Source organism: Streptomyces sp. SA15, assembly GCF_002291145.1.
Classification (GTDB): domain Bacteria; phylum Actinomycetota; class Actinomycetes; order Streptomycetales; family Streptomycetaceae; genus Streptomyces.
In genome coordinates this window covers 1-24,252 of record NZ_NTGE01000221.1, presented here as the reverse complement: position 1 = coordinate 24,252, position 24,252 = coordinate 1, and the positions used below count along the sequence as shown (strand labels likewise).

The 24,252-nt window shown below is 71.3% G+C and carries 23 protein-coding genes; 11 read left to right on the top strand and 12 right to left on the bottom strand.

The genetic code is table 11. The annotated features are described in order from the left end of the window. Positions 1-149 precede the first annotated feature (149 nt). Positions 150-1,346, top strand: coding sequence for a quinolinate synthase NadA (nadA, locus tag CLM62_RS47435; protein ID WP_095756204.1), 1,197 nt, complete (start codon positions 150-152; stop codon positions 1,344-1,346). 71 nt (positions 1,347-1,417) lie between these two features. On the opposite strand, the gene CLM62_RS47430 is transcribed toward nadA, so the two are convergent. The 4 genes from CLM62_RS47430 to CLM62_RS47415 form a co-directional block, all read right to left on the bottom strand. After that, the gene (locus CLM62_RS47430; protein ID WP_095756116.1) at positions 1,418-2,101 is read right to left on the bottom strand and encodes a response regulator transcription factor; all 684 of its coding nucleotides are present in this window, start codon (positions 2,099-2,101) and stop codon (positions 1,418-1,420) included. Beyond that, entirely contained in the window at positions 2,098-3,327 is a 1,230-nt protein-coding gene (locus CLM62_RS47425; protein ID WP_095756115.1) for a sensor histidine kinase, read from the bottom strand. The genes CLM62_RS47430 and CLM62_RS47425 overlap by 4 nt, the downstream gene beginning before the upstream one ends. 177 nt (positions 3,328-3,504) lie before the next feature. Beyond that, complete coding sequence (locus tag CLM62_RS47420; protein WP_095756114.1) at positions 3,505-3,795, bottom strand: hypothetical protein; 291 nt, start codon at positions 3,793-3,795, stop codon at positions 3,505-3,507. Between the two features lie 42 nt (positions 3,796-3,837). Further along, positions 3,838-4,632: a PspA/IM30 family protein gene (locus CLM62_RS47415; RefSeq protein WP_095756203.1), complete on the bottom strand. Its 795-nt coding sequence runs from the start codon at positions 4,630-4,632 to the stop codon at positions 3,838-3,840. Between the two features lie 208 nt (positions 4,633-4,840). Between CLM62_RS47415 and CLM62_RS47410 the strand changes: the two genes are divergently transcribed. The 3 genes from CLM62_RS47410 to CLM62_RS47400 all read left to right on the top strand — a co-directional run bounded on the left by CLM62_RS47410 (position 4,841) and on the right by CLM62_RS47400 (position 7,427). Continuing rightward, positions 4,841-5,515, top strand: a complete 675-nt coding sequence (locus CLM62_RS47410) for a DUF3043 domain-containing protein (RefSeq protein WP_095756113.1) — start codon at positions 4,841-4,843, stop codon at positions 5,513-5,515. Positions 5,516-5,598: 83 nt separating this feature from the next. Then, entirely contained in the window at positions 5,599-6,300 is a 702-nt protein-coding gene (locus tag CLM62_RS47405; protein WP_095756202.1) for a bifunctional 2-polyprenyl-6-hydroxyphenol methylase/3-demethylubiquinol 3-O-methyltransferase UbiG, read from the top strand. Positions 6,301-6,356: 56 nt separating this feature from the next. Next, the gene (locus tag CLM62_RS47400) at positions 6,357-7,427 is read left to right on the top strand and encodes a S1C family serine protease (protein WP_095756112.1); all 1,071 of its coding nucleotides are present in this window, start codon (positions 6,357-6,359) and stop codon (positions 7,425-7,427) included. Between the two features lie 34 nt (positions 7,428-7,461). Here the strand turns inward: CLM62_RS47400 and CLM62_RS47395 are convergent, their stop codons facing one another. After that, on the bottom strand, positions 7,462-7,677 hold the full coding sequence (locus CLM62_RS47395) for a hypothetical protein (RefSeq protein WP_095756111.1): 216 nt from the start codon (positions 7,675-7,677) through the stop codon (positions 7,462-7,464). A gap of 205 nt (positions 7,678-7,882) precedes the next feature. On the opposite strand from CLM62_RS47395, the gene CLM62_RS47390 reads away from it, so the two are divergent. Continuing rightward, positions 7,883-9,091, top strand: a complete 1,209-nt coding sequence (locus tag CLM62_RS47390; RefSeq protein WP_095756110.1) for a bifunctional adenosylcobinamide kinase/adenosylcobinamide-phosphate guanylyltransferase — start codon at positions 7,883-7,885, stop codon at positions 9,089-9,091. On the opposite strand, the gene CLM62_RS47385 is transcribed toward CLM62_RS47390, so the two are convergent. Continuing rightward, the gene (locus CLM62_RS47385; protein ID WP_095756109.1) at positions 9,074-9,781 is read right to left on the bottom strand and encodes a class I SAM-dependent methyltransferase; all 708 of its coding nucleotides are present in this window, start codon (positions 9,779-9,781) and stop codon (positions 9,074-9,076) included. The two genes, CLM62_RS47390 and CLM62_RS47385, sit on opposite strands and share 18 nt — an antisense overlap. A gap of 160 nt (positions 9,782-9,941) precedes the next feature. Between CLM62_RS47385 and cobT the strand changes: the two genes are divergently transcribed. Together cobT and CLM62_RS50595 are read left to right on the top strand one after the other, a co-directional pair. Next, the gene (gene cobT / locus CLM62_RS47380) at positions 9,942-11,027 is read left to right on the top strand and encodes a nicotinate-nucleotide--dimethylbenzimidazole phosphoribosyltransferase (RefSeq protein WP_095756108.1); all 1,086 of its coding nucleotides are present in this window, start codon (positions 9,942-9,944) and stop codon (positions 11,025-11,027) included. 107 nt (positions 11,028-11,134) lie between these two features. Continuing rightward, on the top strand, positions 11,135-11,845 hold the full coding sequence (locus CLM62_RS50595) for a hypothetical protein (protein WP_179382530.1): 711 nt from the start codon (positions 11,135-11,137) through the stop codon (positions 11,843-11,845). On the opposite strand, the gene CLM62_RS47370 is transcribed toward CLM62_RS50595, so the two are convergent. Then, a complete protein-coding gene (locus tag CLM62_RS47370; protein WP_095756107.1) occupies positions 11,785-12,549 on the bottom strand; it encodes a hypothetical protein in 765 nt (254 codons plus the stop codon). The genes CLM62_RS50595 and CLM62_RS47370 overlap by 61 nt on opposite strands. Before the next feature lie 63 nt (positions 12,550-12,612). Between CLM62_RS47370 and CLM62_RS47365 the strand changes: the two genes are divergently transcribed. Next, positions 12,613-13,470, top strand: a complete 858-nt coding sequence (locus tag CLM62_RS47365; protein WP_095756106.1) for an adenosylcobinamide-GDP ribazoletransferase — start codon at positions 12,613-12,615, stop codon at positions 13,468-13,470. Here the strand turns inward: CLM62_RS47365 and CLM62_RS47360 are convergent. From CLM62_RS47360 to CLM62_RS47340, 5 genes are all read right to left on the bottom strand, one after another. Beyond that, positions 13,467-14,246, bottom strand: coding sequence for an endo alpha-1,4 polygalactosaminidase (locus tag CLM62_RS47360; RefSeq protein ID WP_095756105.1), 780 nt, complete (start codon positions 14,244-14,246; stop codon positions 13,467-13,469). The two genes, CLM62_RS47365 and CLM62_RS47360, sit on opposite strands and share 4 nt — an antisense overlap. After that, complete coding sequence (locus tag CLM62_RS47355; protein WP_095756104.1) at positions 14,243-14,893, bottom strand: spherulation-specific family 4 protein; 651 nt, start codon at positions 14,891-14,893, stop codon at positions 14,243-14,245. Before CLM62_RS47355 ends, CLM62_RS47360 begins: the two co-directional genes overlap by 4 nt. Then, positions 14,890-16,407, bottom strand: a complete 1,518-nt coding sequence (locus CLM62_RS47350; RefSeq protein ID WP_095756201.1) for a hypothetical protein — start codon at positions 16,405-16,407, stop codon at positions 14,890-14,892. Before CLM62_RS47350 ends, CLM62_RS47355 begins: the two co-directional genes overlap by 4 nt. Continuing rightward, complete coding sequence (gene pelF, locus CLM62_RS47345; RefSeq protein WP_095756103.1) at positions 16,404-17,927, bottom strand: GT4 family glycosyltransferase PelF; 1,524 nt, start codon at positions 17,925-17,927, stop codon at positions 16,404-16,406. Before pelF ends, CLM62_RS47350 begins: the two co-directional genes overlap by 4 nt. A gap of 97 nt (positions 17,928-18,024) precedes the next feature. Continuing rightward, positions 18,025-20,067, bottom strand: coding sequence for a hypothetical protein (locus CLM62_RS47340; RefSeq protein WP_257004508.1), 2,043 nt, complete (start codon positions 20,065-20,067; stop codon positions 18,025-18,027). Between the two features lie 342 nt (positions 20,068-20,409). Here CLM62_RS47340 and CLM62_RS47335 point away from each other — a divergent pair, with 342 nt between their 5' ends. The 3 genes from CLM62_RS47335 to CLM62_RS47325 all read left to right on the top strand — a co-directional run. Next, the gene (locus tag CLM62_RS47335) at positions 20,410-21,951 is read left to right on the top strand and encodes a leucyl aminopeptidase (RefSeq protein WP_095756101.1); all 1,542 of its coding nucleotides are present in this window, start codon (positions 20,410-20,412) and stop codon (positions 21,949-21,951) included. A gap of 250 nt (positions 21,952-22,201) precedes the next feature. Beyond that, positions 22,202-23,590, top strand: a complete 1,389-nt coding sequence (gene lpdA / locus CLM62_RS47330) for a dihydrolipoyl dehydrogenase (protein WP_095756100.1) — start codon at positions 22,202-22,204, stop codon at positions 23,588-23,590. Between the two features lie 62 nt (positions 23,591-23,652). Then, positions 23,653-24,252: biotin/lipoyl-containing protein (locus CLM62_RS47325; RefSeq protein WP_306457982.1), on the top strand; the 600-nt coding region annotated here is incomplete at its 3' end.

Sequence of the window (24,252 nt, the reverse complement as noted above, 5' to 3'; positions counted from 1 at the left end):
ATGCTCGCACACCCGCACTGAAGCGAACAGCGGCCTTCTTCCCGCCTGCGGGATTCACGTCACATCGACGCTATGACCGTCGTCAAACTGACGTGAAGCGTTTATGATAAATAGCGTCAGTTCGACGAAAAGTAGAAAGGGTGCGTGTCGTGACCACCGCCCAGACCCCGGAGCTCGACGTACAGCCGACTCCTCTTGCCCTGCTGCTCCTCGGCCGTGAGGCCGACCCGAAGAGCGAGCGCGGTGTCGAGTGTCCCGGCGACCTGCCCTCGCCGTCCGACCCCGACCTGGTCGAGCGCGCCCGCGCGGCCAAGGAGAAGCTCGGCGACAAGGTGTTCGTGCTCGGCCACCACTACCAGCGCGACGAGGTCATCCAGTTCGCCGACGTCACGGGTGACTCCTTCAAGCTGGCCAGGGACGCGGCCGCGCGCCCGGAGGCCGAGTACATCGTGTTCTGCGGTGTGCACTTCATGGCGGAGTCCGCGGACATCCTGACGTCCGACGACCAGAAGGTCGTCCTGCCCGATCTGGCGGCCGGCTGCTCCATGGCCGACATGGCGACGGCCGAGCAGGTCGCCGAGTGCTGGGACGTGCTGACCGAGGCCGGCATAGCCGAGCAGGTCGTGCCCGTCTCGTACATGAACTCCTCCGCGGACATCAAGGCGTTCACGGGCAAGCACGGCGGCACGATCTGCACGTCGTCGAACGCGAAGCGGGCCCTGGAGTGGGCTTTCCAGCAGGGGGAGCCCTCAACGACAAAGGTGCTGTTCCTGCCCGACCAGCACCTCGGGCGCAACACGGCGGTCCGGGACATGGGCATGTCCCTGGACGACTGCGTGGTCTACAACCCGCACAAGCCGAACGGCGGCCTGACCGCGGAGCAGCTGCGCGCCGCGAAGATGATCCTGTGGCGGGGCCACTGCTCGGTGCACGGCCGCTTCAGCCTCGACTCGGTGAACGACGTGCGCGCCCGGATCCCCGGCGTGAACGTCCTCGTCCACCCCGAGTGCAAGAACGAGGTCGTGGCGGCCGCGGACCACGTCGGCTCGACGGAGTACATCATCAAGGCCCTGGAGGCCGCGCCGGCCGGTTCCAAGTGGGCCATCGGCACGGAGCTGAACCTGGTCCGCCGCCTGGCGAACCGTTTCGCGCCCGAGGGCAAGGAGATCGTCTTCCTCGACAAGACGGTCTGCTTCTGCTCGACGATGAACCGCATCGACCTCCCCCACCTGGTCTGGGCCCTGGAGTCCCTGGCCGAGGGCAACCTGGTCAACCGCATCGAGGTCGACAAGGAGACGGAGGCGTTCGCGAAGCTGGCGCTGGAGCGGATGCTGGCGTTGCCGTAGCCCTGTTTCCGGCCCCGTTCACCCCGAGGCGGGTTTCCGCTGGGGGTGGGCGGGGTCGAGGCTGAAGACAGTCACTCCACCCTTGGACGTACCAGCCCCGACTCGTACGCGATCACCACGAGCTGGGCCCGGTCACGCGCGCCCAGCTTGGCCATGGCCCGGTTGACGTGTGTCTTCACGGTGAGCGGGCTGACCTCGAGGCGCTCGGCGATCTCGTCGTTGGAGTGGCCGCCGGCGACCTGCACCAGCACCTCGCGCTCCCGCACGGTGAGCGCGTCGAGGCGCTGCGCGCGGGCGGGGTCGCGGTCGTCGTCCCCCGCGTCGCCCTGCGCGAGGAAACGGGCGATCAGGCCCTTGGTCGCCGCCGGGGAGAGCAGGGCCTCGCCGCCGGCCGCGACCCGGATCGCGCTGAGCAGCTCGTCGGGCTCGGAGCCCTTGCCCAGGAAGCCGGAGGCGCCCGCGCGCAGCGACTGCACGACGTAGTCGTCGACCTCGAAGGTGGTCAGGATGACCACACGGACATGGGCGAGGGAGGGATCGGCGCTGATCATGCGGGTGGCCGCGAGGCCGTCCGTGCCGGGCATCCGGATGTCCATCAGCACGACGTCGGCGCGCTGTTCCTTGGTCAGCCGCACCGCCTCCGCGCCGTCGGAGGCCTCGCCCACGACCTCCATGTCGGGCTCGGAGTCGACGAGCACGCGGAACGCGCTGCGCAGCAGCGCCTGGTCGTCGGCGAGCAGGACGCGGATGGTCATACGGGTTCCCCCGGGTCTCCCGTGGCGGCTGTGCGGGTCTTGACCGGCAGGATCGCATGGACCCGGAAGCCGCCTCCGTAGCGGGGACCGGTGGTGAGGGTGCCGCGCAGGGCGGTGACGCGCTCACGCATGCCGAGCAGTCCGTGCCCGCCGCCGCTGTCCGGGTCGTCGTCCTCCCCGCCTCCGTTGTCGAGGACGGTGATCTCGATGTTCGGTCCCACGCATACGACGCTGACCTCGGCCTTCGCCTCCGTACCGGCGTGCTTTTGCACGTTGGTGAGGGCTTCCTGGATCACGCGGAAGGCCGCCAGGTCGACGGCGGCGGGCAGGGTGGTGCCTTGGTCGGCGCGGGCCACCTCGACGTGCAGGCCGGCGCTGCGGAAGGTGCCGACGAGTTCGTCGAGCCGGTCGAGACCGGGGGCGGGTTCGGTCGGTGCCTCCGGGTCGCCGGACTGGCGGAGCAGACCGACGGTGGCGCGGAGTTCGTTGAGCGCGGAGCGGCTGGCCTCGCGTACGTGCGCGAGGGCTTCCTTGGCCTGGTCGGGGCGCTTGTCCATGACATGGGCGGCGACTCCGGCCTGGACGTTGACCAGGGCGATGTGGTGGGCGACGACGTCGTGCAGGTCGCGGGCGATGCGCAGGCGTTCCTCGGCGACGCGGCGGCGGGCCTCCTCCTCGCGGGTGCGCTCCGCGCGCTCGGCGCGTTCTCTTATGGCGTGGACGAAGGCGCGGCGGCTGCGGACGGCGTCGCCCGCGGTGGCGCCGATGCCGGTCCAGGCGAAGATGCCGAGATTCTCCTGGGCGTACCACGGGAGGGGCCCGGCGAGCATCGCGGCGCCGGTGAGGACCGTCATGGTGAGCAGGCCGACGCGCCAGGTGGTGGGGCGGTCGGTGGTGGAGGCGACGGTGTAGAGGGCGATGACCGCGGACATGGCGACGGGGGCACGGGGGTCGCCGGTGACGGACTCGATCAGGGAGAAGGTGCCGGTGAGGGCGAGGACCGTCATCGGGGCGCGGCGGCGGAACACGAGGGCCGTGGAGCACAGGGCGATGAGGACCAGGCTGAGGGAGGCGGGCGTGCGCATGCCCCAGGTGACGCCGTCCGGTCCGCGTGGGTCCACGAAGGAGCCGGCCACCATGCAGAGGGTTACGCCGGCTGCCAGCGCCGCGTCCAGCGCCATGGGGTGTGCCTTCAGGTGACGCCGGGCGCGGTCCAGTGTGCTCACGGTTGTCAAAGGTACGGGGGCCCTGGCGGGGGCGGAACGGGGGCTACCTGTGGGTTTCCTGATTTTGTGACCGGCGTGGGTGCGGGCCCGTCCGGGGGCTCCGCCCCCAGACCCTGGGGCCTGTGCCCACCCACCACTCGACTCGGGGGCTGAGAGGTGGGCCTCGCTTCTGCGGGGCTACGCGCCCAGAGCGCCCGGGATCAATCCGTCGTCGCTCAGCAGTTCCCGGACCTCCTCCAGCGTCGCGTCCGGCGACGGCAGGATCAGTTCCGAGGGTTCGAGGGAGTCGTCGGGCAGCGGGGTGCCGAGCTCCCGGACCTTGTCCAGGAGCGCGTGCAAGGTGGCGCGGAAGCCGGGGCTGTCGCCGCTCTCCATCTCGGCGAGCAGTTCGTCGTCCAGCTTGTTCAGTTCGGCGAGGTGGCTGTCGGCCAGCCTCACCTGCCCCTCCCCCATGATCCGTACGATCATGTCGCCCTCCTAGGCGTGGGCCCCGGCTGTCGTCCGGTGTGGCTACTGCTTGTCGAAGCGGGGGGTGTCCTGCGACTGCTGCTGGGACTGCTGCTGGCTCGTGCCACCTTCGATGGCCTGCTGCCCGGAGCTACCGCCGGCCAGCTCCGCCTTCATGCGCTGCAGCTCCAGCTCTACATCCGTACCACCGGAGAGCCGGTCCAGCTCGGCCTGGATGTCGTCCTTGTGCATGCCGGACTGGTCGTCCAGGGCGCCCGAGGCGAGCAGTTCGTCGATCGCGCCGGCGCGGGCCTGGAGCTGCGCCGTCTTGTCCTCGGCGCGCTGGATGGCCAGGCCGACGTCGCCCATCTCCTCGGAGATGCCGGAGAACGCCTCGCCGATCCGGGTCTGCGCCTGGGCCGCCGTGTACGTGGCCTTGATCGTCTCCTTCTTCGTGCGGAAGGCGTCGACCTTGGCCTGGAGTCGCTGGGCCGCCAGGGTGAGCTTCTCCTCCTCGCCCTGGAGGGTCGCGTGCTGCGTCTCGAGGTCCGTCACCTGCTGCGTGAGCGCGGCGCGGCGGGAGAGCGCCTCACGGGCCAGGTCCTCGCGGCCGAGCGCGAGCGCCTTGCGGCCCTGGTCCTCCAGCTTGGTCGACTGGGACTGCAACTGGTTCATCTGGAGCTCCAGGCGCTTGCGCGACGTGGCCACGTCCGCCACGCCACGGCGCACCTTCTGGAGCAGCTCCAGCTGCTTCTGGTACGAGTAATCGAGGGTCTCGCGCGGGTCCTCGGCCCGGTCAAGGGCCTTGTTCGCCTTCGCGCGGAAGATCATCCCCATACGCTTCATGACACCGCTCATGGGCTTCGCGCGCCCCCTTCTGACGGACTCCAGCTCCAGCTCCTGCGACAGAACCCACAGTACGGGCCCTGCATCCATTACCGCACTGTTCGGGGACGGATGCGCTCATCCCCAAGGACGACTGACGAAGTCCTTGCTCCGGCGTAAGGAGTAGGTGACCTTCAGGGATGAGCAGTAGGTCACCGGACGTCCCCTCTGTCCCCACTGCATGACGACTGGTGTTGCCGGATCGTTCCCCATGGGGCTGGGGTCCATGCGCCCGAACCCCGTACCCTTGGGTTTTGTGTTCCGTAGCCGTGCCAAGGATGAGAAGGCCGCGACCGCCGACAAGGCGTCGCCGACCGACTCCAAGCAGCCCCGAGACCCGCAGGCCCCGAAGGGTCGCCCGACGCCCAAGCGCAGTGAGGCCCAGGGCCAGCGCCGCAGCGTCGCCAACACGTCGATGACGCGCAAGGATGCCGCCAAGCGTCAGCGCGGCGAGCGGCGTGCGCAGTTGGAGAAGCAGCGCCAGGCGCTCGCCGGCGGTGACGAGCGGTATCTGCCGGTGCGCGACAAGGGCCCGGTCCGCAAGTTCGCGCGCGACTTCATCGACTCGCGGTTCAACGTGGCGGAGTTCTTCCTGCCGATGGCCGTGGTCATCCTCGTGCTGAGCATGGTGCGGGTGGGGGCGCTGCAGAGCATCGCACTGCTGCTGTGGCTGGTCGTGATCGTGCTGATCGTGCTCGACTCGTTCGCCACCGGGTTCCGTCTGAAGAAGCGGCTCGCCGAGCGCTTCCCGGACGACAACCGCAAGGGCGCGGTCGCCTACGCGCTCATGCGCTCCCTCCAGATGCGCCGGCTCCGGCTGCCGAAGCCGCAGGTCAAGCGCGGGGAGCGGCCCTGAGCACGACGCCGTTCACCGGGGGCGCGGCGGATGCCTGGCTGAACAAGGTGGGCGGGCTGCGGGACGTCGTACGCCAGGAGCTGGTGGCCCGGCAGCTCGACGAGCAGATAGTCGGGCGGTTCCCGGTCGGGCGGCGGCTGCGGGTGCTCGATGTGGGGATGGGCCAGGGCACGCAGGCGTTGCGCCTGGCTCGGGCCGGGCATCAGGTCACCGGCGTCGAGCAGGACCCCACGATGATCTCTGCCGCCCGGGAGGTTCTTGCCGCCGAGCCCGAGGGGATCCGGGAGCGGGTGCGGCTCGTCCAGGGGGACGGCCGGGACACCGGGGTGCACTTCCTGCCGGGCAGCTTCGACGTCGTGCTGTGCCACGGCGTACTCATGTACGTCGAGGAGCCGGACCCGCTGCTGGCGGGGCTGGCGCGGATGCTGGCCCACGGCGGGCTGCTGTCGCTGCTCGTGCGGAACGGCGACGCGCTGGCGATGCGGCCGGGACTGGGCGGGGACTGGGCTTCGGCGCTCGCCGCCTTCGACACCACCGCGTACAGGAACCGGCTGGGGCTCGATGTGCGGGCCGACCGGCTGGAGACGCTCACCGCGACGCTCGCCGGCATCGGAGCCCCGCTTCAGGCGTGGTACGGCGTGCGGGTCTTCACCGACACGGCGGCCGACGACGCGGAGATCCCGGCCGACATGGAGGCGCTGCTGGCGGTCGAGGAGCGGGCCGGGCGGACGGATCCGTATCGGGGGGTCTCGGCGTTGCTGCACCTGTGCGGGGTGCGCGGCTGAGCCCGTTCGGGCGTGCAGCACAAGCCGGACATTCACCCTAAAGGGAAACTCGGGGCATGGTTCCCTCTCGTATCCGTGCCCTGCGGCTGGTCGCCGTGCTCGCGTGTTCCGTCGCACTCCTGTCCGGATGCACGGGCTCCGGTTCCTCGGGTTCCTCCGGTGAGAAGGAGGACTCGAGCGCGCAGGCCGCCCTTCCCGCCGTGGACAACGAGCTGCAGAACGACTACCAGAAGGTGATCAGGGACGTCCTGCCCTCGGTCGTGCAGATCCAGGCCAGGAACGATCTGGGATCGGGGGTGGTGTACGACCGCCGGGGCCACATCGTCACCAACGCCCATGTCGTCGGGGGCGAGAAGACCTTCCAGGTGACGATGGCCAACAGCGAGGACGCCCTCGCCGCGACGCTCGTCTTCTCGTATCCGGAGCAGGACCTCGCCGTCATCAAGCTGGACAGGGTTCCGGGCGGGCTGAAGGCGGCGGCCTTCGGTGACTCGTCGAAGGTCGAGGTGGGGCAGATCGTCCTCGCCATGGGGTCGCCGCTCGGGCTGTCGTCCAGCGTGACGCAGGGGATCGTGTCGGCGACCGGACGGACCGTCACCGAGAGCCGGGCGGACGGCGGTACGGGCGCGACGATCGCCAACATGGTGCAGACCTCGGCCGCGATCAACCCCGGCAACAGCGGGGGCGCGCTGGTGAACCTCGACGGGCGGGTCATCGGCATTCCGACGCTCGCCGCCACCGACCCCGGCCTCGGCGACAGCGCGGCGCCCGGCATCGGGTTCGCGATCCCGGCGTCGACGGTGAGGACCATCGCCGATCAGATCGTCAAGGAGGGCCGGGTCACCGACTCGGGTCGGGCCGGGCTCGGCATCACCGGTCGTACGGTCGTCGACGACGCCTACCGGGCCGCCGGGGTGGCCGTGGTCGAGGTGACGCGCGGCGGCGCCGCCGACAAGGCGGGCATCGAAGCCGGGGACATCATCACCAAGATGGGTGACACGGCCATCACCACCATCACCTCGCTGGCCGAGGCCCTGGCGGCACACAGGCCGGGAGACAGGACACCGGTCACCTTCACGCGCGACGGCAGGAAGAGGACCGTGGAGGTGACGCTGGGTGAGCGGTGAGGAGGGGCGGCCGCGCACGGCCGCCCCGTCCGGCCTACGCCTCCTCGGCCGCGCGCAGGCTCATCGGGCCGTAGATCTCCGTGGAGTCCTCGAACAGCCGGACCTGGTCCGCGCCGCCTTCGAGCAGGGCCTTCCAGTTCTCCCCGAGCCAGGATTCGGCATCCCCCTGCGTGGTGAACTCCTCGGGCTGCACCGCGGGCTGGACCTCCGCCCCGTCGGCCTTCTCGAATCGCCACGTCCATGCCGCCATGTAACGCCTCCAAGATCGGAACACAACAGAACAGAAGCCTATGCGCTCCGCTGGGTGCGCCGGTGAAAGACCTTGGATGACCTGTCGTCTGCGGGCCGGTGGGGGTTGATCGCGCCCACGCGGCGGAGCCGCATATCGACAGCCCCGCGCGCCTGGGTGGGCCTCGGACGCGCAAGATCATGAGTGACCGGCGAAAATCGAACCCGTGGAACTGACTCTGCTCGGCACCGGTGCCCCCCCGGGGCTGCCCCGTCCCTCCTGCCCCTGCGCCGCCTGCGCCACCGCGCTCGGCGCGGATGCTCGCGCGGCTACCGCGCTGCTCGTGGACGGGACGCTGCTGCTCGATCTGACGCCCGGGGCGGCCTTCGCGGCCGCTCGGGCGGGGCATTCGCTGGGCGGTGTACGGCAGGTGCTGCTGTCGCATCCGCACGACGGGCCGGCGGTCGAGGTGCCGGCGGGGCTGCCGCAGCCCGGGCGGGTGCCGGACGGGCGGGAGTTGGCGCTGCTGACGGGGCATCGGGTGCGGGCCGTGGCGATGGACGCGCCCGGGACCGGGTACGCGGTGACCGGCCCGGACGGGCAGCGGCTGCTGTACCTGCCGCCGGGGGGTGCGGCGGCCGGTCTCGAGGAGGGTTCCGTCGAGACCTACGACATGGTCCTCGCCGATGTCGTGGCCCGGCCGGACGCCCTGGCCAAGCTGCGGGCGGTGGGGGCCGTGGGACCGACGACGGACGTGGTCGCCGTACATCTCGACCACGACGTGCCGCCGGGGGCCGAGGTGCGGCGGCGGCTGGCCGCGGCGGGGGCGCGGGCCGTGCCGGACGGGACGACGCTGGTGGTGGGTGTGTACGAGGACGTACCGGATGTGCCGCGGCGGACGCTGGTGCTGGGCGGGGCGCGGTCGGGGAAGTCGGTGGAGGCGGAGCGGCGGCTGGAGGCCTTCCCGGACGTGCTGTACGTCGCGACCGGCGGGTCCCGGGGCGGCGACGGCGAGTGGGCAGCGCGTGTCGCCGCGCACCGGGAGCGGCGGCCGGGGTCGTGGCGTACGGCCGAGACGTGCGACCTGGTGCCGTTGCTGAAGGACGACGGGCCGCCGTTGCTCATCGACTGTCTGTCCCTGTGGCTGACGGACGCGATGGACGCCGTCGGGGCGTGGGACGACGCGGAGTGGGCGGGCGGCGGGGAGCGGGAGCTGCGGGCGCGGGTACGGGAGTTGACGGAGGCGGTGCGGGCCACGCGGCGGACCGTGGTCGCCGTGTCGAACGAGGTGGGGTCGGGAATCGTGCCGGCCACGGCGTCCGGACGCCGCTACCGGGACGAACTCGGGCGGCTGAACGCGGCGTTCGCCGACGAGTGCGAGCAGGTGCTGCTGGTGGTGGCGGGGCAGGCGCTGGTGCTACGGGGGCCCTTCTGATGGATCTCCGCGGCGGGCGATCAGGCGGTAGGTGTTCGAGAAGCGGGTGAGGCTGAGCAGTGGTGCCAGGGCCAGGTCGATCGCCTTGGCCGCGGCCAGCAGCGGAAGGATCACCCACGACTTGGGCAGCACCACGGACAGCGAGGCCGACAGGTCGTGGGGGATGTGCGCGATCCGGCGGTCGGTCTTGACGATCGTGCAGCCCAGGGACTCCAGCTCGGTGCGGAGGTCGTCCAGGGACAGCAGGTGGAGGGGGCCGGGCCGGGCCCCCGGGGACCATCGCCTGCCGAGGAGTACGGCGAACACGCTCCGCGGGTCGGGGGCTTCGACGAGCAGGTGGCCGCCGGGGCGGAGCACGGCCACAGCGGCGCGGAGTTCCTCGCGGGGGTCCCGGGTGTGCGGCAGGTGGTGGAGCATGCTGACGACGTCGTAGCGGGCGCGCAGGCGGCCCGTGATCCGCGGGTCCGTCAGCCGGCCCACGTAGGCCTCCTCGATGCGCTCGGCCCCACGGGCCCATTCGACCTTGGTGGTGGCGTCGAGGCCGTCGAAGGACGTGTAGGGGAACTGTTCCCTGGCCGCGTCGGGCAGGTGGGCCTCGCCCGTGCCCACGTCCAGCCAGCTCTCCGGCTCGGGGAACGGCAGCATCGCCCGGACCGTGGAGCGAAGGCGTCGTGCGGGCGGTGCGGACATGGGCGGCTCCTGGAGACGTACGACAATCCGCTGCAAACCGGAACGTATGGGATGCCGATCTTGAGTGCAACGACGCCGCACGGTCGTGGTACGGCTGTCGTCCGGCTGTCGTGGAGACGTGGCACTGACCTGTTCGATCAGGGCCGGTACTGTTCGGCGAATGAGCTCGCTTAATCTCGACGACTTCACCGATCTGATCGAGCGCCCCGACGGCGGGGTGCGCCGCGATGCCGAGGCGCGCCGGGAGCGTCAGATCGTGCCGCCCGGAGCACTGGGCCGCCTCGACGAACTGGGTGAGTGGCTGGCCGCGGCACAGTCCGCCGTGCCGGTGCGACCGATCGAACAGCCGCGGGTCGTGCTGTTCGCCGGTGACCACGGAATCGCCGAACTGGGCGTCTCGGCGCGGCCCGCGGGCACGGCCGACCAGCTGGTGCGGGAGGTCCTGGAGGGCGGCCGTCCGGTGTCCGTGCTCGCCCGGCGACTCGGGGTGCCCGTGCGGGTGGTCGACATGGCGCTGGACTGCGATCCTCAGACGCTGCCCGGGGATGTCGTACGGCACCGGGTGCGGCGTGGCAGCGGGCGGATCGACCTCGAGGACGCGCTGACCCCGGAGGAGGCCGAGGCGGCCTTCCGGGCCGGGATCGCGGTGGCCGACGAGGAGGCCGACTCCGGTACGGATCTGGTGGTGCTCGGCGATGTGAGCGTGGGCGGGACCACGGCGGCGGGCGTGCTGGTCGCCGCGCTGTGCGGGACTGACGCGTCCGTCGTGACCGGGCGAGGCGGTCAGGCGATCGACGACCTGGCGTGGATGCGCAAGTGTGCGGCGATCCGGGACGCGCTGCGGCGGGCCCGGCCCGTGCTCGGGGACCAGTTGCAGTTGCTGGCGACGGTGGGCGGGGCCGACCTCGCCGCGATCACCGGCTTCCTGCTGCAGAGCGCGGTGCGGAAGATGCCGGTGATCCTGGATGGCGTCGTGGTGGCCGCCTGTGCGCTGGTGGGGCAGCGGATCGCGTTCCGGGCGCCGGACTGGTGGCTGGCCGGGCAGAACAGCGGGGAGCCCGGGCAGGGGAAGGCCCTGGACCGGATGGCCCTCGAACCGCTGCTCGATCAGGGGGTGACGGTCGGGGAGGGTGCGGGGGCGCTGTTGGCGTTGCCGCTGGTGCAGGCCGCTGCCGCGCTGGCCGCCGAGCTGCCCGAGAAGCCGGAGGATTCCGTAGAGCCGGAGAAGGAGCCGGAGAAGGAGTAGGCAGCAGCCCCGCCACACCCACGAGATCCAGATCACCCGGGTTTCTCTCAACTTCACCGTGTTCCGGTCGGTCTTCGAACGTGCCGCACGCACCAGGAGACAGACCGATGAACACGCTCGCCCGCTGGGCCCGCGCCGAATGGGGGCAGCTGTACGTCACTGTGCGCGAGCCGCTGCTCGAGCGCGGGTGGCGGGCGATCCCGACGGCCATCCCCATGTCCGTCGGGGCCGTATGCCTGACGGCCGCTCTGCACTTCGTGCACAACCAGTCGTGGGGCTATCAGTTCGTGCAGAACGCCGGGGCCGTGCGCGCCGAGGACCCGCTGGGGCCGGCCCTGCTGCGCACTCCCCTGTCGCTGTTCGTGCCCGCCCTGGACCTTCCCGCCTGGGGCGCCCTCGCGCAGATCCTGCTCGTGTTCGGGATCGCCGAGATCTGTCTGGGCCGGTGGCGCACGCTCGCCCTCGCCTACACCGCCACGCTCGCCGGGACGCTCTACGCGCGCGTGGGCATCTGGCTGGGCCCCGACCACCCCTTGGGCCTGCCCGGCTCGGACGCGCACGTCGTGGACACCGGCCCGTCGGCCGCCGTGGTGGGCCTCGCCGTGTTCGTCGGCCGGCGCTACGGGGCGTACGTCACCGCGGGCGCGGTGATCACGGCGATGGTGGTCGAGGTGGCGGTGAAGGAGAACCTGGCCGGCAAGGAGCACCTGGCGGCGATCCTGGGCGTGCTGGTGCTGTGCGGGGTGTCGGCGCTGCGTCACCGGCGTTCGAGGGTCCGCGCCGGACCGACGTCCGGTTTGCCGCCGATCCAGTCCTGAAACTTGCGACGGGGGCCCAGCCAGCGGCGGTCGTGATGGTAGGCCCGCAGGCTGGATCTGGCGCGGGCCCGCGGGCGGCGGCGGTAGAAGCGCTTGGCCCAGGGGGATCCGGGGCGGGCCAGCCGGATCGCGCCCACGAGGGCGACCAGGGGGACGATCACGCCGAAGATCGCCATGCGGGCTTTCCCCTTGCTCAATGCGAGGAGGGAGAAGAGGAAGTTCACCGCCACGTTCATGATGACGGAGCCGCGGTCCTGGAGTTCGTCGTCGCTGAGGTCATTGACGCCGAAGGGCGCGAAACCGGCGAGGACCAGGCCGACCAGGGCCGCCGTGAGCACCACGACCTCGACGCTCTTGCGGCCGGCCTCGGTCCAGTACACGTCGGCGAGGTGCAGGATCAGCGCGAACTCGTCCAGGACCAGGCCCGCGCCGATGCCGAAGATCACCGCGAACACGGCCGAACCGAGGCCGTGCTCGCTGCTGGCGACCGCGCCGAAACCGCCGACGACGGTGAGGACGACCCCGGGGACCACATGATGGACATGCACTCCCCCGGCGCTGACGTTCCCGAAGGGACCCTTGCCCGCCCGGATCGTGCGGGTGATGACGCGGGTGATCAGGAAGGTCAGCACGAACGCGGTGAGGGCGAGGAGCAGTGGCAGTTTGCCCGGCTCGACGATGTTCCGCTCCCACCAATGTCCCATATGCGCACTTTATCCATGGCGGCTGCCGCAGACGCTCTCGCGACCGCCGGGTAACCTGCGCCGGTGTCCACGACCCCCTCGTCGCTCGCCTGGCCGGACGGCCTCCGCTTCGCCTTCGGCACCCTCACCGTGCTTCCGGTCAAGGTGACCCGCTGGGACCGCGAGGCGGCCCGCGCCGGCATGCTGTGCGCCCCGCTCGCCGGGCTGCTGGTCGGCGCCTCGGCCGCGGTACTCGGGGTGCTCCTGCTGTTCCTGGGCGCGGGTGAGCTGCTCGCCGCCGTCGCCTCTGTCGCCGTACCGGCCGTCCTAACCCGTGGTCTGCATCTCGACGGGCTCGCGGACACCGCGGACGGGCTGGGCAGCGGCAAGCCCGCCGAGGACGCGCTGCGGATCATGAAGCAGTCGGACATCGGCCCGTTCGGGGTGATCACCCTCGTCTTCGTCCTGTTCGCCCAGGTGGCCGCGCTCGCACAGCTCTTCGGCGACTCCTGGGCCCGGGGTGCCGTAGCCGCCGTCGTCTCGGCGACCGTCGCCCGGCTGGCCCTCACCCTGGCCGCCCGCACCGGCGTACCGGCCGCCCGGCCGGAGGGGCTGGGGGCGGCTGTGGCGGGCGTGGTGCCGGTGCGGGGCGCGGTGGTCGCCGCCGTGGCCGTGACGCTGGCGGCGGCCGGTGCGGGGGCGTTCTTCGGGCCTTACGACGCCACCGTCGCCGTCACCCTGGGTCCGACGGACACCTGGGCGTTTCCCGAGCCGTACGACGCCGTCCGCACGGCCCTCGCGGTCCTCGCCGCCCTCGCCGTCGCCGAACTCCTCCTACGGCACTGCACGCGCCGCTTCGGCGGGGTCACCGGGGACGTGTTCGGCGGACTCGCGGAGACGGCGGCGACGACGGCGCTCGTGGTGCTGTCGCTGGGGCGTTAGCAGGCCCTCCGCCACACCCCCAGTTCGTACTTCTTCAGCATCGAGCTCAGCTTCAGGCGGCGGGAGTCGGAGCAGAAGCGGCGGGTCGGCAGTTCGTACTCGACGTGGAAGACGGCCTTGCCCGCCGCGACGAAGGGCTTCAGGGCGGCGCATTCGTCGTACTGGGCGCACTGTTCGTTGACCGCGAAGTCGAAGTCCCCGACCAGTTGGGGGATCTGGTCCAGGTCGTTCTTCAGGCCCACCGACATGCCCCGGTCGTGGGCGAGTTTCGCGATCAGGCGGTTGTAGCGGAGCTGGTCGGAGGCCTTCAGGGGGAAGCCGGTGCGGTTGCGGTAGCCGTCCATGTTGTCGGGCTCCACCGCGTCGAAGCCCTTCTCACGGCACATGTCCATGCGGGCCGCCATGAGGGGCTCCAGGACATCCGTGCGACGGATGTCGAGCCAGCGCTCGCCCTCCCAGCCGTTGCCCCGGCCCAGCACCGACTTCGGGAACTTCTTCGCGTCGGGGCGCCAGTCCTCCCAGGCGCCGGTGGAGAGGTAGCAGATGACCTTGCGGTCCGCGCGGTGCAGTGCGGTGACCGTCGCCCTGGAGTGGTCGAAGCCGTCGATGTCGTAGACCGGCACGTCGACGGTAGTGTCGAGCCGGCCGCTGAGCTGCCACTGCCAGGCGGTGCCGGGGCGGGGCTGCCATCGCTCGTCGCCCGGCTTGTCGTCGGGAACGGTCGTGCAGGCCGCCAGCAGCAGGAGCAGGGCGATGAGCAGGGGCGGGCGTCTCACGGGGCGGGCTCCAAGGTGTGCGGCAACGTGCCCCAAGGATGATCGCCCTCGCCCGGCACGGCACAGTGGACCGTGGCGCCCCGCGCGCGGGCCGGCTCCGCCAGGTCGACGTCGGGCGGGACGCCGTAGACCAGGTGACACAGCCGTACGTCGGTGGAGCCGGGCCACGGCTGCGGGCTCAGTCGGCGGTACGACGCCCAGGTGCCCTCGAAGGTGACGAGCAGGTCCGCGATCCGGGCGTAGGCGGGGTGCGGTGGCGTGCCGTGGTTCAGGGCGAGGGTGCCAAGGCCGGCGCCCCAGGCGGCCACCGCCAGCCGTTGGTAGTGCGTGAACTCGTCCGGGCCCGCGGCGACCTGGTCGAGGAAGGCGCCGTCCGCGCCGTACCAGTCGCGGTGCCGGATGAGGTCGCGGACGACGTCCGGGTGCGGTCGGCGGCCGTAGTCGGTGTCGGCGTACCCGAGCACCCGCACGCCCGCCGCTCGCAGCCGGGCGGCCACCTCGGCGAACGCCGGGTCGGGGCGGTCGCCGGGGCCGCTGGCCGGGTTGAGGACGACGCCGTAGAGGCGGGGGGCCGCCGCGACGATGGCGTTCCACTCGGCGGGGCGGGCGGACGGGTGCTCGTAGTACGGGACCAGCAAGGTGCTCATCGGTGGGCGGTTACCCTCCCCAGCAGGCCGCAGACCAGTCCGGCCTGCGCGACGGCCGCCGTGCCGTACACGATCAGGCCCAGCCAGTGCGGGTCGCCCGTGTGCGTGACCAGGGACAGGGTCTGCGCCAGCGCGGCGGCGCAAGCGACGGTCGCCGCGCTGGTCACCGCGCCGAAGGACTGGAGCAGCAGGCCCGTCCACAGGACCACGCCCAGCAGGAGAAGACCGGCCAGGCGGATGCCGCCGATGCCCGGCGCGTGCGGCCACAGCGCGGAGGTGGCGAGGCTGAGGACCAGCAGGGAGGCCAGGTAGCCCGCCAGACACTGGACGACCGTGCGGGTCGTGCTGCGCCAGAAGGCCTTCGGTGTGCTGCTGGAGCGCAGTCCGGCGAGGCTGCCGCTGCGGAAGCGGTACAGCAGCCATTCGGCGGGGCCCATGCTGAGGGTGAGCGCCACGGCGGCGGGCGCGGCGATCGCGCTGTGCTCCTCGCCCGTGAGGACGTCCCCGAGCGCCGCGTACAGCACGAGGACACCGCTGCCCAGGCCGAACAGGGCGTACGGGAGGGAGGCGGCGAGCCAGGGCGCCGCCACGCGCTGTCGCCCGGACGCCGTCCCGAGCGCGCCGAAGGGCAGCAGGGCCGTCAGTCCGGAGGTCCAGCTGCCCTCGCCCAAGTCCTTGACGGCGGGCGCCACTTCGCGCAGTGCGAGGGCCGCGACCACGGCGAGGGAACCCAGCAGCAGGGCGAGTCTGGCCATGTCGGGCACGGGGTGGACCAGGGCCAGGGCCGCACCCGCCGTCATCGGCAGCAGGGCGGCCAGCAGGGCCCGTTCTCGGCCCATCACCAGCAGGACCGTGGCCGCGCCGAGATAGCCGGACTGGCCCGCGGCGAAGGCCACCGCGGCCGGGTGGGCCGTACCCGCGGCGGCGAACGCGACCAGGGCGCCGAGCAGCGCGCCCAGTGGTGCCCCCAGCAACAGGGAGCGGCGGGCGGCCGAACGGTCGCCCAACCCGAGCCAGGAGTACGCCCGATGGGCCAGCCCCTGGTTCCAGGTCCAGCCGCACAGGGCCCCGGCCAGCAGCGGGACCGTGCCCGCCGGGAGGCTGAAGTCGCCCTTCGGGCCGACGAGCAGGGGCGCCCCGAGGACATAGCCGAAGCCCGGCAGGGCGAAGACGACCCCGCGCAGCAGACAGCCCAGCAGGCCGACCTGCCAGGGGTCGTGGACCGGGCCGTCGGGCTCGGGGTGCCGGCGTTCGACGCGGCCGTAGAGTTCCTCGGCGAGCGCGAAGGAGTTCTTCACGCCGTAGCGCTCGCGTATCTGGTCGTCGGAGAGGCCGTCGGACTCCAGCAGGGCGGCTATCTCGTCGGGATGGACGGCGGCGGCTATGAAGTCGTCGAGCCGCTCGGCGAGTTCGTCGATCGGGTCGGGCTGCGCCCAGCTGGGGGTGCGCTGCCGGGGCACGTAGGGGAGGGTGTCCGGGCGGGCGCCCGGGGGCATCCAGAGGCTTCCGCTCACCAGCCGGCCCCTTCCGTCGCGGCCGCCGCGTACCACGGGTCGCGCAGTTCGAGGGTCCAGTCGGCGACCGTCTCCAGCGTGGGCTCGTAGATCTCGGGCCCGCCCGCGAGTTCCTGGTAGATCGTCCGGAAGGCATCGACGCTGCGGCGCAGGGTGAACCGGTCGATGACGCGTTGGCGGGACAACTCGCCCAGTTCCAGGCGCCGTTCGTCGTCCCGCAGCAGGGTCAGTGCCGCGGCCGCCATCTTCTCCGGCTCGCGCGGGGGTACGACCAGACCCGTGTCGCCGACGGCCTCGCGCACTCCCCCGACGTCCGTCGACACCGTCGTACGGCCGCAGGACATCGCCTCGATGATGGAGAACGGGAAGCCCTCCGAGATCGACGACAGCATGACGACGTGACCGGCCGCGTAGGCCCGCCAGACCTCGCTGATCCGGCCCTCGAAGGTCAGGCCGTCACTCACGCCGAGTTCGGCTGCCAGCTTCCCCAGCTTGGTGTGGTAGGCCTCCCCGCCGGGCGGTACCGGGCCGAACAGTCTCAGCCGGGTCTCGGGGATCTCGGCGCGTACCAGGGCGTAGGCGCGCAGCAGCGTCTCCAGGTCCTTGATGGGGTCGACGCGTCCGCACCAGGAGAGCGTGGGGACCTCGGGTTCGGGGCCGGCGTGCGGGAAGGCGGCCGGGTCGACGCCGTTGTAGACCGTGCGGATCTTGTCGCCGTCGGCGCCGCCGCGCTCCTCCCAGCGGCGGTTGTACTGGTTGCACGGGGTGATCAGGTCGGCGGCGCGGTAGCCGAGCGAGTTCAGCTCGCGGTAGAAGCCGAGCATGAACGCCTTGACCGGCCAGCGCTGTTCGCCGCTGCGGTAGCCGAGATAGCGCTCGCGCAGGTAGATGCCGTGCTCGGTGAGCAGGAAGGGCACACCGTCCAGCTTGCGGGCGGCGAGCGCGGGCAGCGTGGCCAGGCCGCTGCTGACGGCGTGGGCGACGGAGTCCTCCGGGATGCGGACGCCGAGGGGCCTCAGGGCGTGCTCCAGCAGGTCGGTCGCGGTGAGCGCGTCGTGAACCGTCGGGCGGGCGGGCGCGGTCGACAGATGCGGCATCGTCCAGATCCACATCAACGAGCGCAGCGCGGACTCCGTACGCAGGGCCGCCGACAGGCGTCCGTCGCGGGCGAGTTCGGCCAGCTCGTACAGCGCCTCACCGAAGTCGCAGTGCGCCTCGGGGTCGAGGAAGGCGAGCAGGAAACGCTCGTAGGAGTCGATGAAACGGCGACGGGCCCTGCCGTACGGCGCTCGCGCGCGCCCGGGGCGCGGGCCCCAGGTCGGTACGGCGGTGTGCCGGTAGACGTTGGGCGGCAGCTCCCAGGTCACGGGTTCGCGGCCGCTGCCGGTGAGCGAGACGATGTGGAAGTCGACCTCGCGCATGCCCTTGACGAGTTGGTCGCACCAGGTGCTGACCCCGCCGTGGACGTGCGGATAGGTGCCTTCGGTGAGCATGGTGACATGACGGCCGGTGCGCATCATGCGAAGTTCCCCCCTGTTGGAACGTTACGGCTTGACTGCGCACGCCGGCTGTGGGGTACCGGCGTGCGCACGTGGTGCTGGCAGCTCTGCGCTTCGGTCAGGAGGGCAGGTTCAGCTTGAGGGCGTTCTGGAGCAGCTCCGGCGTGGTCCAGGCCGAGCGGGCTCCCGCGTAGGGCGTGCCGAAAGCGGTGGTGCCGAGCAGGAGCTGCTTCTGCGTCCCTTCCGGTGCGGTCACCGGGATCTGCGTTCCGGACGGTGCGGTGACGGTCACGGTGTTCCCGACGCGGTAGGCGGTGACCTGGTTGTTCGCGATCGCGGTCCGCCAGGCCGCGCGGCGCTGGAGCTCGGTGCCGATGGCGCGCTGGGCGAGGTTCTCCACCGGGGTGTTGTCGGCGAAGAGCGCCGCGTAGTCGGCCAGCACCCGCTCCATGACCGGGTACAGGGTCCGGTCCTCGGCCAGGTTGGACTGGTGGGCGTAGTGCGGGCGGGGGTCGTTGCCCACGACGTGTGAGAGGGCGGTGCGCGCCTCCCTCGGGACGATGTACGCGTCGTAGCCGGTGGCGGTGTCCAGCGGCTCGTCGAGGCAGGTGGACGACGGGTCGCTCTCGCAGACGCCGCTGCCGCCGTCGGCCGCCGAGGTGTAGATCCAGTTGTACTCGTCGGCCATCTCGGCCTCGGTGCCGACGTTGTAGTACACGTTCATCGGGTGGCGCGGGACGGTCACGGCGCTGCCCACCGCACGCTGCTCCGGCTCGCGGGAGTTGTCCGAGGCGATCCACTCGATGCCGTTGTCGGCGAGGGCGCCGGCCAGGTTCGGGTTGTCGTCGGGCTGCTGGGGCGTCGTCCTCAGACCCGAGTGCTCGCCGGTGACCAGCTCGGAGCGGTCGACCGGGAGGCCGTGCGCGAGCGCCCAGTCGTGGTTGTCGGAGATCTGCGCGGAGATGTCGGCGCGGCTCATGTACCGCGTGGAGCCGTCGGCGTTCTTGGCGCAGCTCCACGGCACGGTGGTGGTGTCCTGGACGCAGCCGAGGTACGGGTGCGTGTAGGTGTGGTTGATCCAGCGGTACTCGTCCTTGTCGGCGAGCAACCGGTCGGCGAGCGGGTCCGTGCCGCCGTTCTCGCTCTTCCACTCCTCACCGGAGCCCGCGTTGTAGACCATGTCGAGCGTGAAGCCGTGCTCCCGCTGCCACTGCGCCGCGTACTGCGCGTCGGCCGCGGTCATACGGATCGGCGTGGTCCCCTCGCCGTCGCCGCCCGCGCAGTCGAAGTCGCCGGGTGTGCAGTTGCGTTCGGTGTCCCAGCGGCTGTCGGGCGCGAAGACGTCGTCGACATGCACGGCGAAATAGTTGCGACTGCGACCGAGGTGCACGCCCTGCGTCAGCCATTCCACGATGCCCCGGGCCAGCACCCGGAACTGTTCCTGGTGCTGGTTGTAGGCGAAGGTCACCACCAGCTCGCGGCGCCCGTCGTGGGCGTACTCGCCGATCAGGCTTCCCTTGCCCTCCCCCGCCGGCACGGGAAGGTCGACGTAACTGGTGAAGCCCTCACGGGGCTTGGCGACGAAGCCGTAGCTCTCCTGCACCGAGGTGTCGTTGTTCTCGAAGGTGAAGGCGCCGTCGAGGTAGCCGAAGGGGCCCGCCTTGCCGGCCGCGGTGACGGAGGCGTCCCGCCCGTCGAGGGTGCCGGCCCAGCCGCCCTGGCTCGTGTAGTCGAGGCCGACCTCCGGATGCGCCCAGGTGTAGGCGTCGACCTGCGGGATGCCGTAGGTCCGCTCGTAGGTCTCCAGGGCGGTCTGCTCGGCGGAGCCCGCGCCGAACGGGGCCTCGTTCGGGAGCACGACGCCCTGGTACTTGGCGCGGGGCGTGCCGTTCACCGTGTCGCTGAGGAACGCCTGCGTGATGGCCGGGCGGTCCGGGTCGGTCAGGTCGACCGTGGTGTACGGGATGCCGGTGCTCTCCAGCTGGGCTGTGATGGCCTGGACGGGGCTGTCGCCGTTGTCCACCACCAGCACCTTCAGGTCGATGCGCGACGGCTCCGCGGCCGACGCGCCGGGTGTGCCCAGTCCCAGCGTCATGAGCCCGGCGGCCGTCAGTACGGCGGCCGTGGTTGTCCATCTGTTTGCGTGCGCACTTTGCGCCATGGTCGTCCTCCCCCAGAAGATCCCCCGCAGGACCCTCATTGTGGTCGATCAGAGGAGGATCCGTGGAAATCATGCAAAGCGGCGAGCCGTATGCTCGCCGGAACCAGACGAGTGTGACTCAGCTCACCGGGCGCGGGGATCAAGAAGTGACCACGACGCCACCGACAGGTGAATGCCCGCAGGAATGAGCGAACGCGACCCCGAGCGTAGGCTCGTGCCAGGTGTTTGCCTGTCCAGGTAGAGACCGTCTCGCAGGAGGGATCCAGGGTCGTTTGTCGGGCCCGGTCGACCCACCCGCATTCGGCCACACCACACTTCGATCGGAAGCGAGATTTCACCACCGTGACTGCTCTCACTCTCAGCACCGCCGCGGCGCCCGGCCTGCGGGCCGACGCGATCGTGATCGGTGTCGCCAAGGGCGCCGAGGGCCCGGTTGTAGCACCGGGCGCCGAGACTGTGGACAAGGCGTACGACGGCAAGCTCGCCGGCGTCCTGGAGACCCTCGGTGCCTCCGGTGCCGAGGGCGAGGTGACGAAGCTGCCCGCCCCGGCCGGCTTCAAGGCGCCGCTCGTGGTGGCGGTGGGCCTGGGCGCCGAGCCCGAGAAGGACTCCGGGTTCGACGCTGAGGCCCTGCGCAAGGCCGCAGGCGTGGCCGCGCGCGCCCTGGCCGGTTCCAAGAAGGCCGCGTTCGCGCTGCCGCTCGCGGACGCCACCGACGCCGGGGCCGTCGCCGAGGGCGTGCTGCTCGGCGCGTACTCCTTCGACACCTACAAGGACAGCGGCAAGGACACGAAGGCCAAGGACGCCAAGGGCAAGAACGGCAAGGCTCCGCTCGCCGAGGCCGCGCTGCTCGGCGGCAAGCCCCGCGACCGCGCGTACAAGGCGGCCGTCGAGCGCGCCACCGCCGTCTCCGAGGAGCTCAACCGCGCCCGCGACCTGATCAACATGCCGCCGAACGACCTCAACCCGGAGGCGTTCGCCGGTGTCGCGCAGGCCGCGGCCAAGGAGCACGGCATCAAGATCCAGGTGCTCGACGAGAAGGCCTTGGAGAAGGGCGGCTACGGCGGCATCCTCGGCGTCGGCGCCGGGTCGGCGTCGGGGCCGCGGCTGGTGAAGCTGTCGTACACCTCCTCCAAGGCGAAGAAGCACCTCGCCTTCGTCGGCAAGGGCATCACCTACGACTCGGGCGGCATCTCGCTGAAGCCGGCGGGCCACAACGAGACGATGAAGTGCGACATGAGCGGTGCGGCCGCCGTGTTCGGCGCGGTGGTCGCGGCCGCTCGTCTGGGGCTCGAGGTCAACATCACCGGCTGGCTGGCGCTCGCCGAGAACATGCCGTCCGGCTCGGCCACCCGGCCGGGAGACGTGCTGCGCATGTACAGCGGCAAGACGGTGGAGGTGCTGAACACCGACGCCGAGGGACGGCTGGTCCTGGCCGACGCGCTGTGGGCGGCCTCTCAGGAGAAGCCGGACGCGATCGTCGACGTGGCGACGCTGACCGGCGCGATGATGCTGGCGCTGGGGAACCGGACGTTCGGGATCATGGCGAACGACGAGGCGTTCCGCTCCGCGGTGCACGAGGCCGCGGAGGAGGTCGGCGAGCCGGCGTGGCCGATGCCGTTGCCGGAGCACCTGCGCAAGGGGATGGACTCGGCCACCGCCGACATCGCGAACATGGGTGAGCGGATGGGCGGAGGGCTGGTCGCCGGGCTGTTCCTGAAGGAGTTCGTGGGTGAGGGGATCACCTGGGCCCACCTGGACATCGCCGGGCCGGCCTTCAACGAGGGTGGACCCTTCGGGTACACGCCGAAGGGAGGCACGGGTACCGCGGTGCGGACGCTCGTGCGGCTGGCCGAGCTGACCGCCTCGGGTGACCTGGGCTGAGGCCGTTGTCGGTGACGGGGCCCCGCGCGCGGGTAGGGCGGGGCCCCGTCGCTTGCCGTACGACTCTCGTACGACATGAGAGTGCGACGTCTCACACACCGGCCCGGCGTCTCGTCCCGCCTCCACAAGTGCGAAGATGGGCCACGGCAGGACAGGGCCCCCACCGAAGGGCCGAAGAACGAGCGGCCGGACACCAGCCGCCGACCGGTCACTGGAGACCGGCGTGGCGCACATGCATGGAGGACGTGACGTGGCGAACGACGCCAGCACCGTTTTCGACCTAGTGATCCTCGGCGGTGGTAGCGGTGGTTACGCCGCGGCCCTGCGCGGGGCGCAGCTGGGCCTGGACGTCGCCCTGATCGAGAAGGACAAGGTCGGCGGCACCTGCCTGCACCGAGGTTGCATTCCCACCAAGGCCCTGCTGCACGCGGGCGAGATCGCCGACCAGGCCCGCGAGAGCGAGCAGTTCGGTGTGAAGGCCACCTTCGAGGGCATCGACGTACCGGCCGTCCACAAGTACAAGGACGGGGTCGTCGCCGGTCTGTACAAGGGTCTGCAGGGGCTCATCGCCTCCCGCAAGGTGACCTACATCGAGGGTGAGGGCCGCCTGTCGTCCCCGACCTCCGTCGATGTGAACGGTCAGCGCGTCCAGGGCCGCCACGTGCTGCTCGCGACCGGCTCCGTGCCGAAGTCGCTGCCGGGCCTGGAGATCGACGGCGACCGGATCATCTCCTCCGACCACGCCCTCGTCCTGGACCGCGTGCCGAAGTCCGCGATCGTCCTCGGCGGCGGTGTCATCGGCGTCGAGTTCGCCTCCGCCTGGAAGTCCTTCGGTACGGACGTCACCGTCATCGAGGGCCTGAAGCACCTCGTCCCGGTCGAGGACGAGAACTCCTCCAAGCTGCTCGAGCGCGCCTTCCGCAAGCGCGGCATCAAGTTCAACCTGGGCACCTTCTTCTCGAAGGCCGAGTACACCCAGGACGGTGTCAAGGTCACCCTCGCCGACGGCAAGGAGTTCGAGGCCGAGGTTCTGCTGGTCGCCGTCGGCCGCGGCCCGGTCTCCGCCGGTCTCGGTTACGAGGAGCAGGGCGTCGCCATGGACCGCGGCTATGTCCTGGTCGACGAGTACATGCGCACCAACGTTCCCACCATCTCCGCCGTCGGTGACCTGGTCCCGACCCTGCAGCTCGCGCACGTGGGCTTCGCCGAGGGCATCCTGGTGGCGGAGCGTCTGGCCGGTCTGAAGACCGTCCCGATCGACTACGACGGTGTCCCGCGGGTGACGTACTGCCACCCGGAGGTCGCCTCCGTCGGCATCACCGAGGCCAAGGCCAAGGAGATCTACGGCGCGGACAAGGTCGTCGCTCTGAAGTACAACCTGGCGGGCAACGGCAAGAGCAAGATCCTGAACACCGCGGGCGAGATCAAGCTCGTCCAGGTCAAGGACGGTGCCGTGGTCGGCGTCCACATGGTCGGCGACCGCATGGGCGAGCAGGTCGGCGAGGCCCAGCTGATCTACAACTGGGAAGCGCTGCCGGCCGAGGTCGCCCAGCTCGTCCACGCCCACCCGACGCAGAACGAGGCTCTCGGCGAGGCCCACCTGGCCCTGGCCGGCAAGCCCCTCCACTCGCACGACTGACCCTCGGTCGACGAACGCGACGACACAGACTTCCGCACTTTCCGTAAGGAGCAACCGAAACCATGGCGGTTTCCGTAACCCTTCCGGCGCTCGGCGAGAGCGTCACCGAGGGCACTGTCACCCGCTGGCTGAAGGCCGAGGGCGAGCGCGTCGAGGCCGACGAGCCGCTGCTGGAGGTGTCGACCGACAAGGTCGACACCGAGATCCCCTCGCCCGCCGCCGGTGTCCTGGCGTCCATCAAGGTCGCCGAGGACGAGACCGTTGAGGTCGGCGCCGAGCTGGCCGTCATCGACGACGGCACGGGCGCCCCCGCTGCCGCCCCGGCCCCGGCCGTCGAGGAGGTCGCCCCGCCGGCGCCCGAGCCGGCCCCGGCCGCCCAGCCGTCCACCGAGCAGGCCGCACCGGCCCCTGCTCCCACCCCCCAGGCCGCCGCCGGCACCGGTACCGCCGAGGGCACGGACGTCGTCCTGCCCGCGCTCGGCGAGTCCGTCACCGAGGGCACCGTCACCCGCTGGCTGAAGGAGGTCGGCGACTCCGTCGAGGCCGACGAGCCGCTGCTGGAGGTGTCGACCGACAAGGTGGACACCGAGATCCCGGCGCCCACCTCCGGTGTGCTGCTTCAGATCGTGGTCGGCGAGGACGAGACCGCCGAGGTCGGCGCC

Coding starts and splice junctions, on each gene's coding strand:
- CLM62_RS47430 (WP_095756116.1), bottom strand. CDS start 2,101: ATGACCATCCGCGTCCTGCTCGCCGACGACCAGGCGCTGCTGCGCAGC.
- CLM62_RS47420 (WP_095756114.1), bottom strand. CDS start 3,795: ATGATCGTACGGATCATGGGGGAGGGGCAGGTGAGGCTGGCCGACAGC.
- CLM62_RS47415 (WP_095756203.1), bottom strand. CDS start 4,632: ATGAGCGGTGTCATGAAGCGTATGGGGATGATCTTCCGCGCGAAGGCG.
- CLM62_RS47410 (WP_095756113.1), top strand. CDS start 4,841: ATGACGACTGGTGTTGCCGGATCGTTCCCCATGGGGCTGGGGTCCATG.
- CLM62_RS47400 (WP_095756112.1), top strand. CDS start 6,357: ATGGTTCCCTCTCGTATCCGTGCCCTGCGGCTGGTCGCCGTGCTCGCG.
- CLM62_RS47395 (WP_095756111.1), bottom strand. CDS start 7,677: ATGGCGGCATGGACGTGGCGATTCGAGAAGGCCGACGGGGCGGAGGTC.
- CLM62_RS47385 (WP_095756109.1), bottom strand. CDS start 9,781: ATGTCCGCACCGCCCGCACGACGCCTTCGCTCCACGGTCCGGGCGATG.
- cobT (WP_095756108.1), top strand. CDS start 9,942: ATGAGCTCGCTTAATCTCGACGACTTCACCGATCTGATCGAGCGCCCC.
- CLM62_RS50595 (WP_179382530.1), top strand. CDS start 11,135: ATGAACACGCTCGCCCGCTGGGCCCGCGCCGAATGGGGGCAGCTGTAC.
- CLM62_RS47370 (WP_095756107.1), bottom strand. CDS start 12,549: ATGGGACATTGGTGGGAGCGGAACATCGTCGAGCCGGGCAAACTGCCA.
- CLM62_RS47355 (WP_095756104.1), bottom strand. CDS start 14,893: ATGAGCACCTTGCTGGTCCCGTACTACGAGCACCCGTCCGCCCGCCCC.
- pelF (WP_095756103.1), bottom strand. CDS start 17,927: ATGATGCGCACCGGCCGTCATGTCACCATGCTCACCGAAGGCACCTAT.
- CLM62_RS47340 (WP_257004508.1), bottom strand. CDS start 20,067: ATGGCGCAAAGTGCGCACGCAAACAGATGGACAACCACGGCCGCCGTA.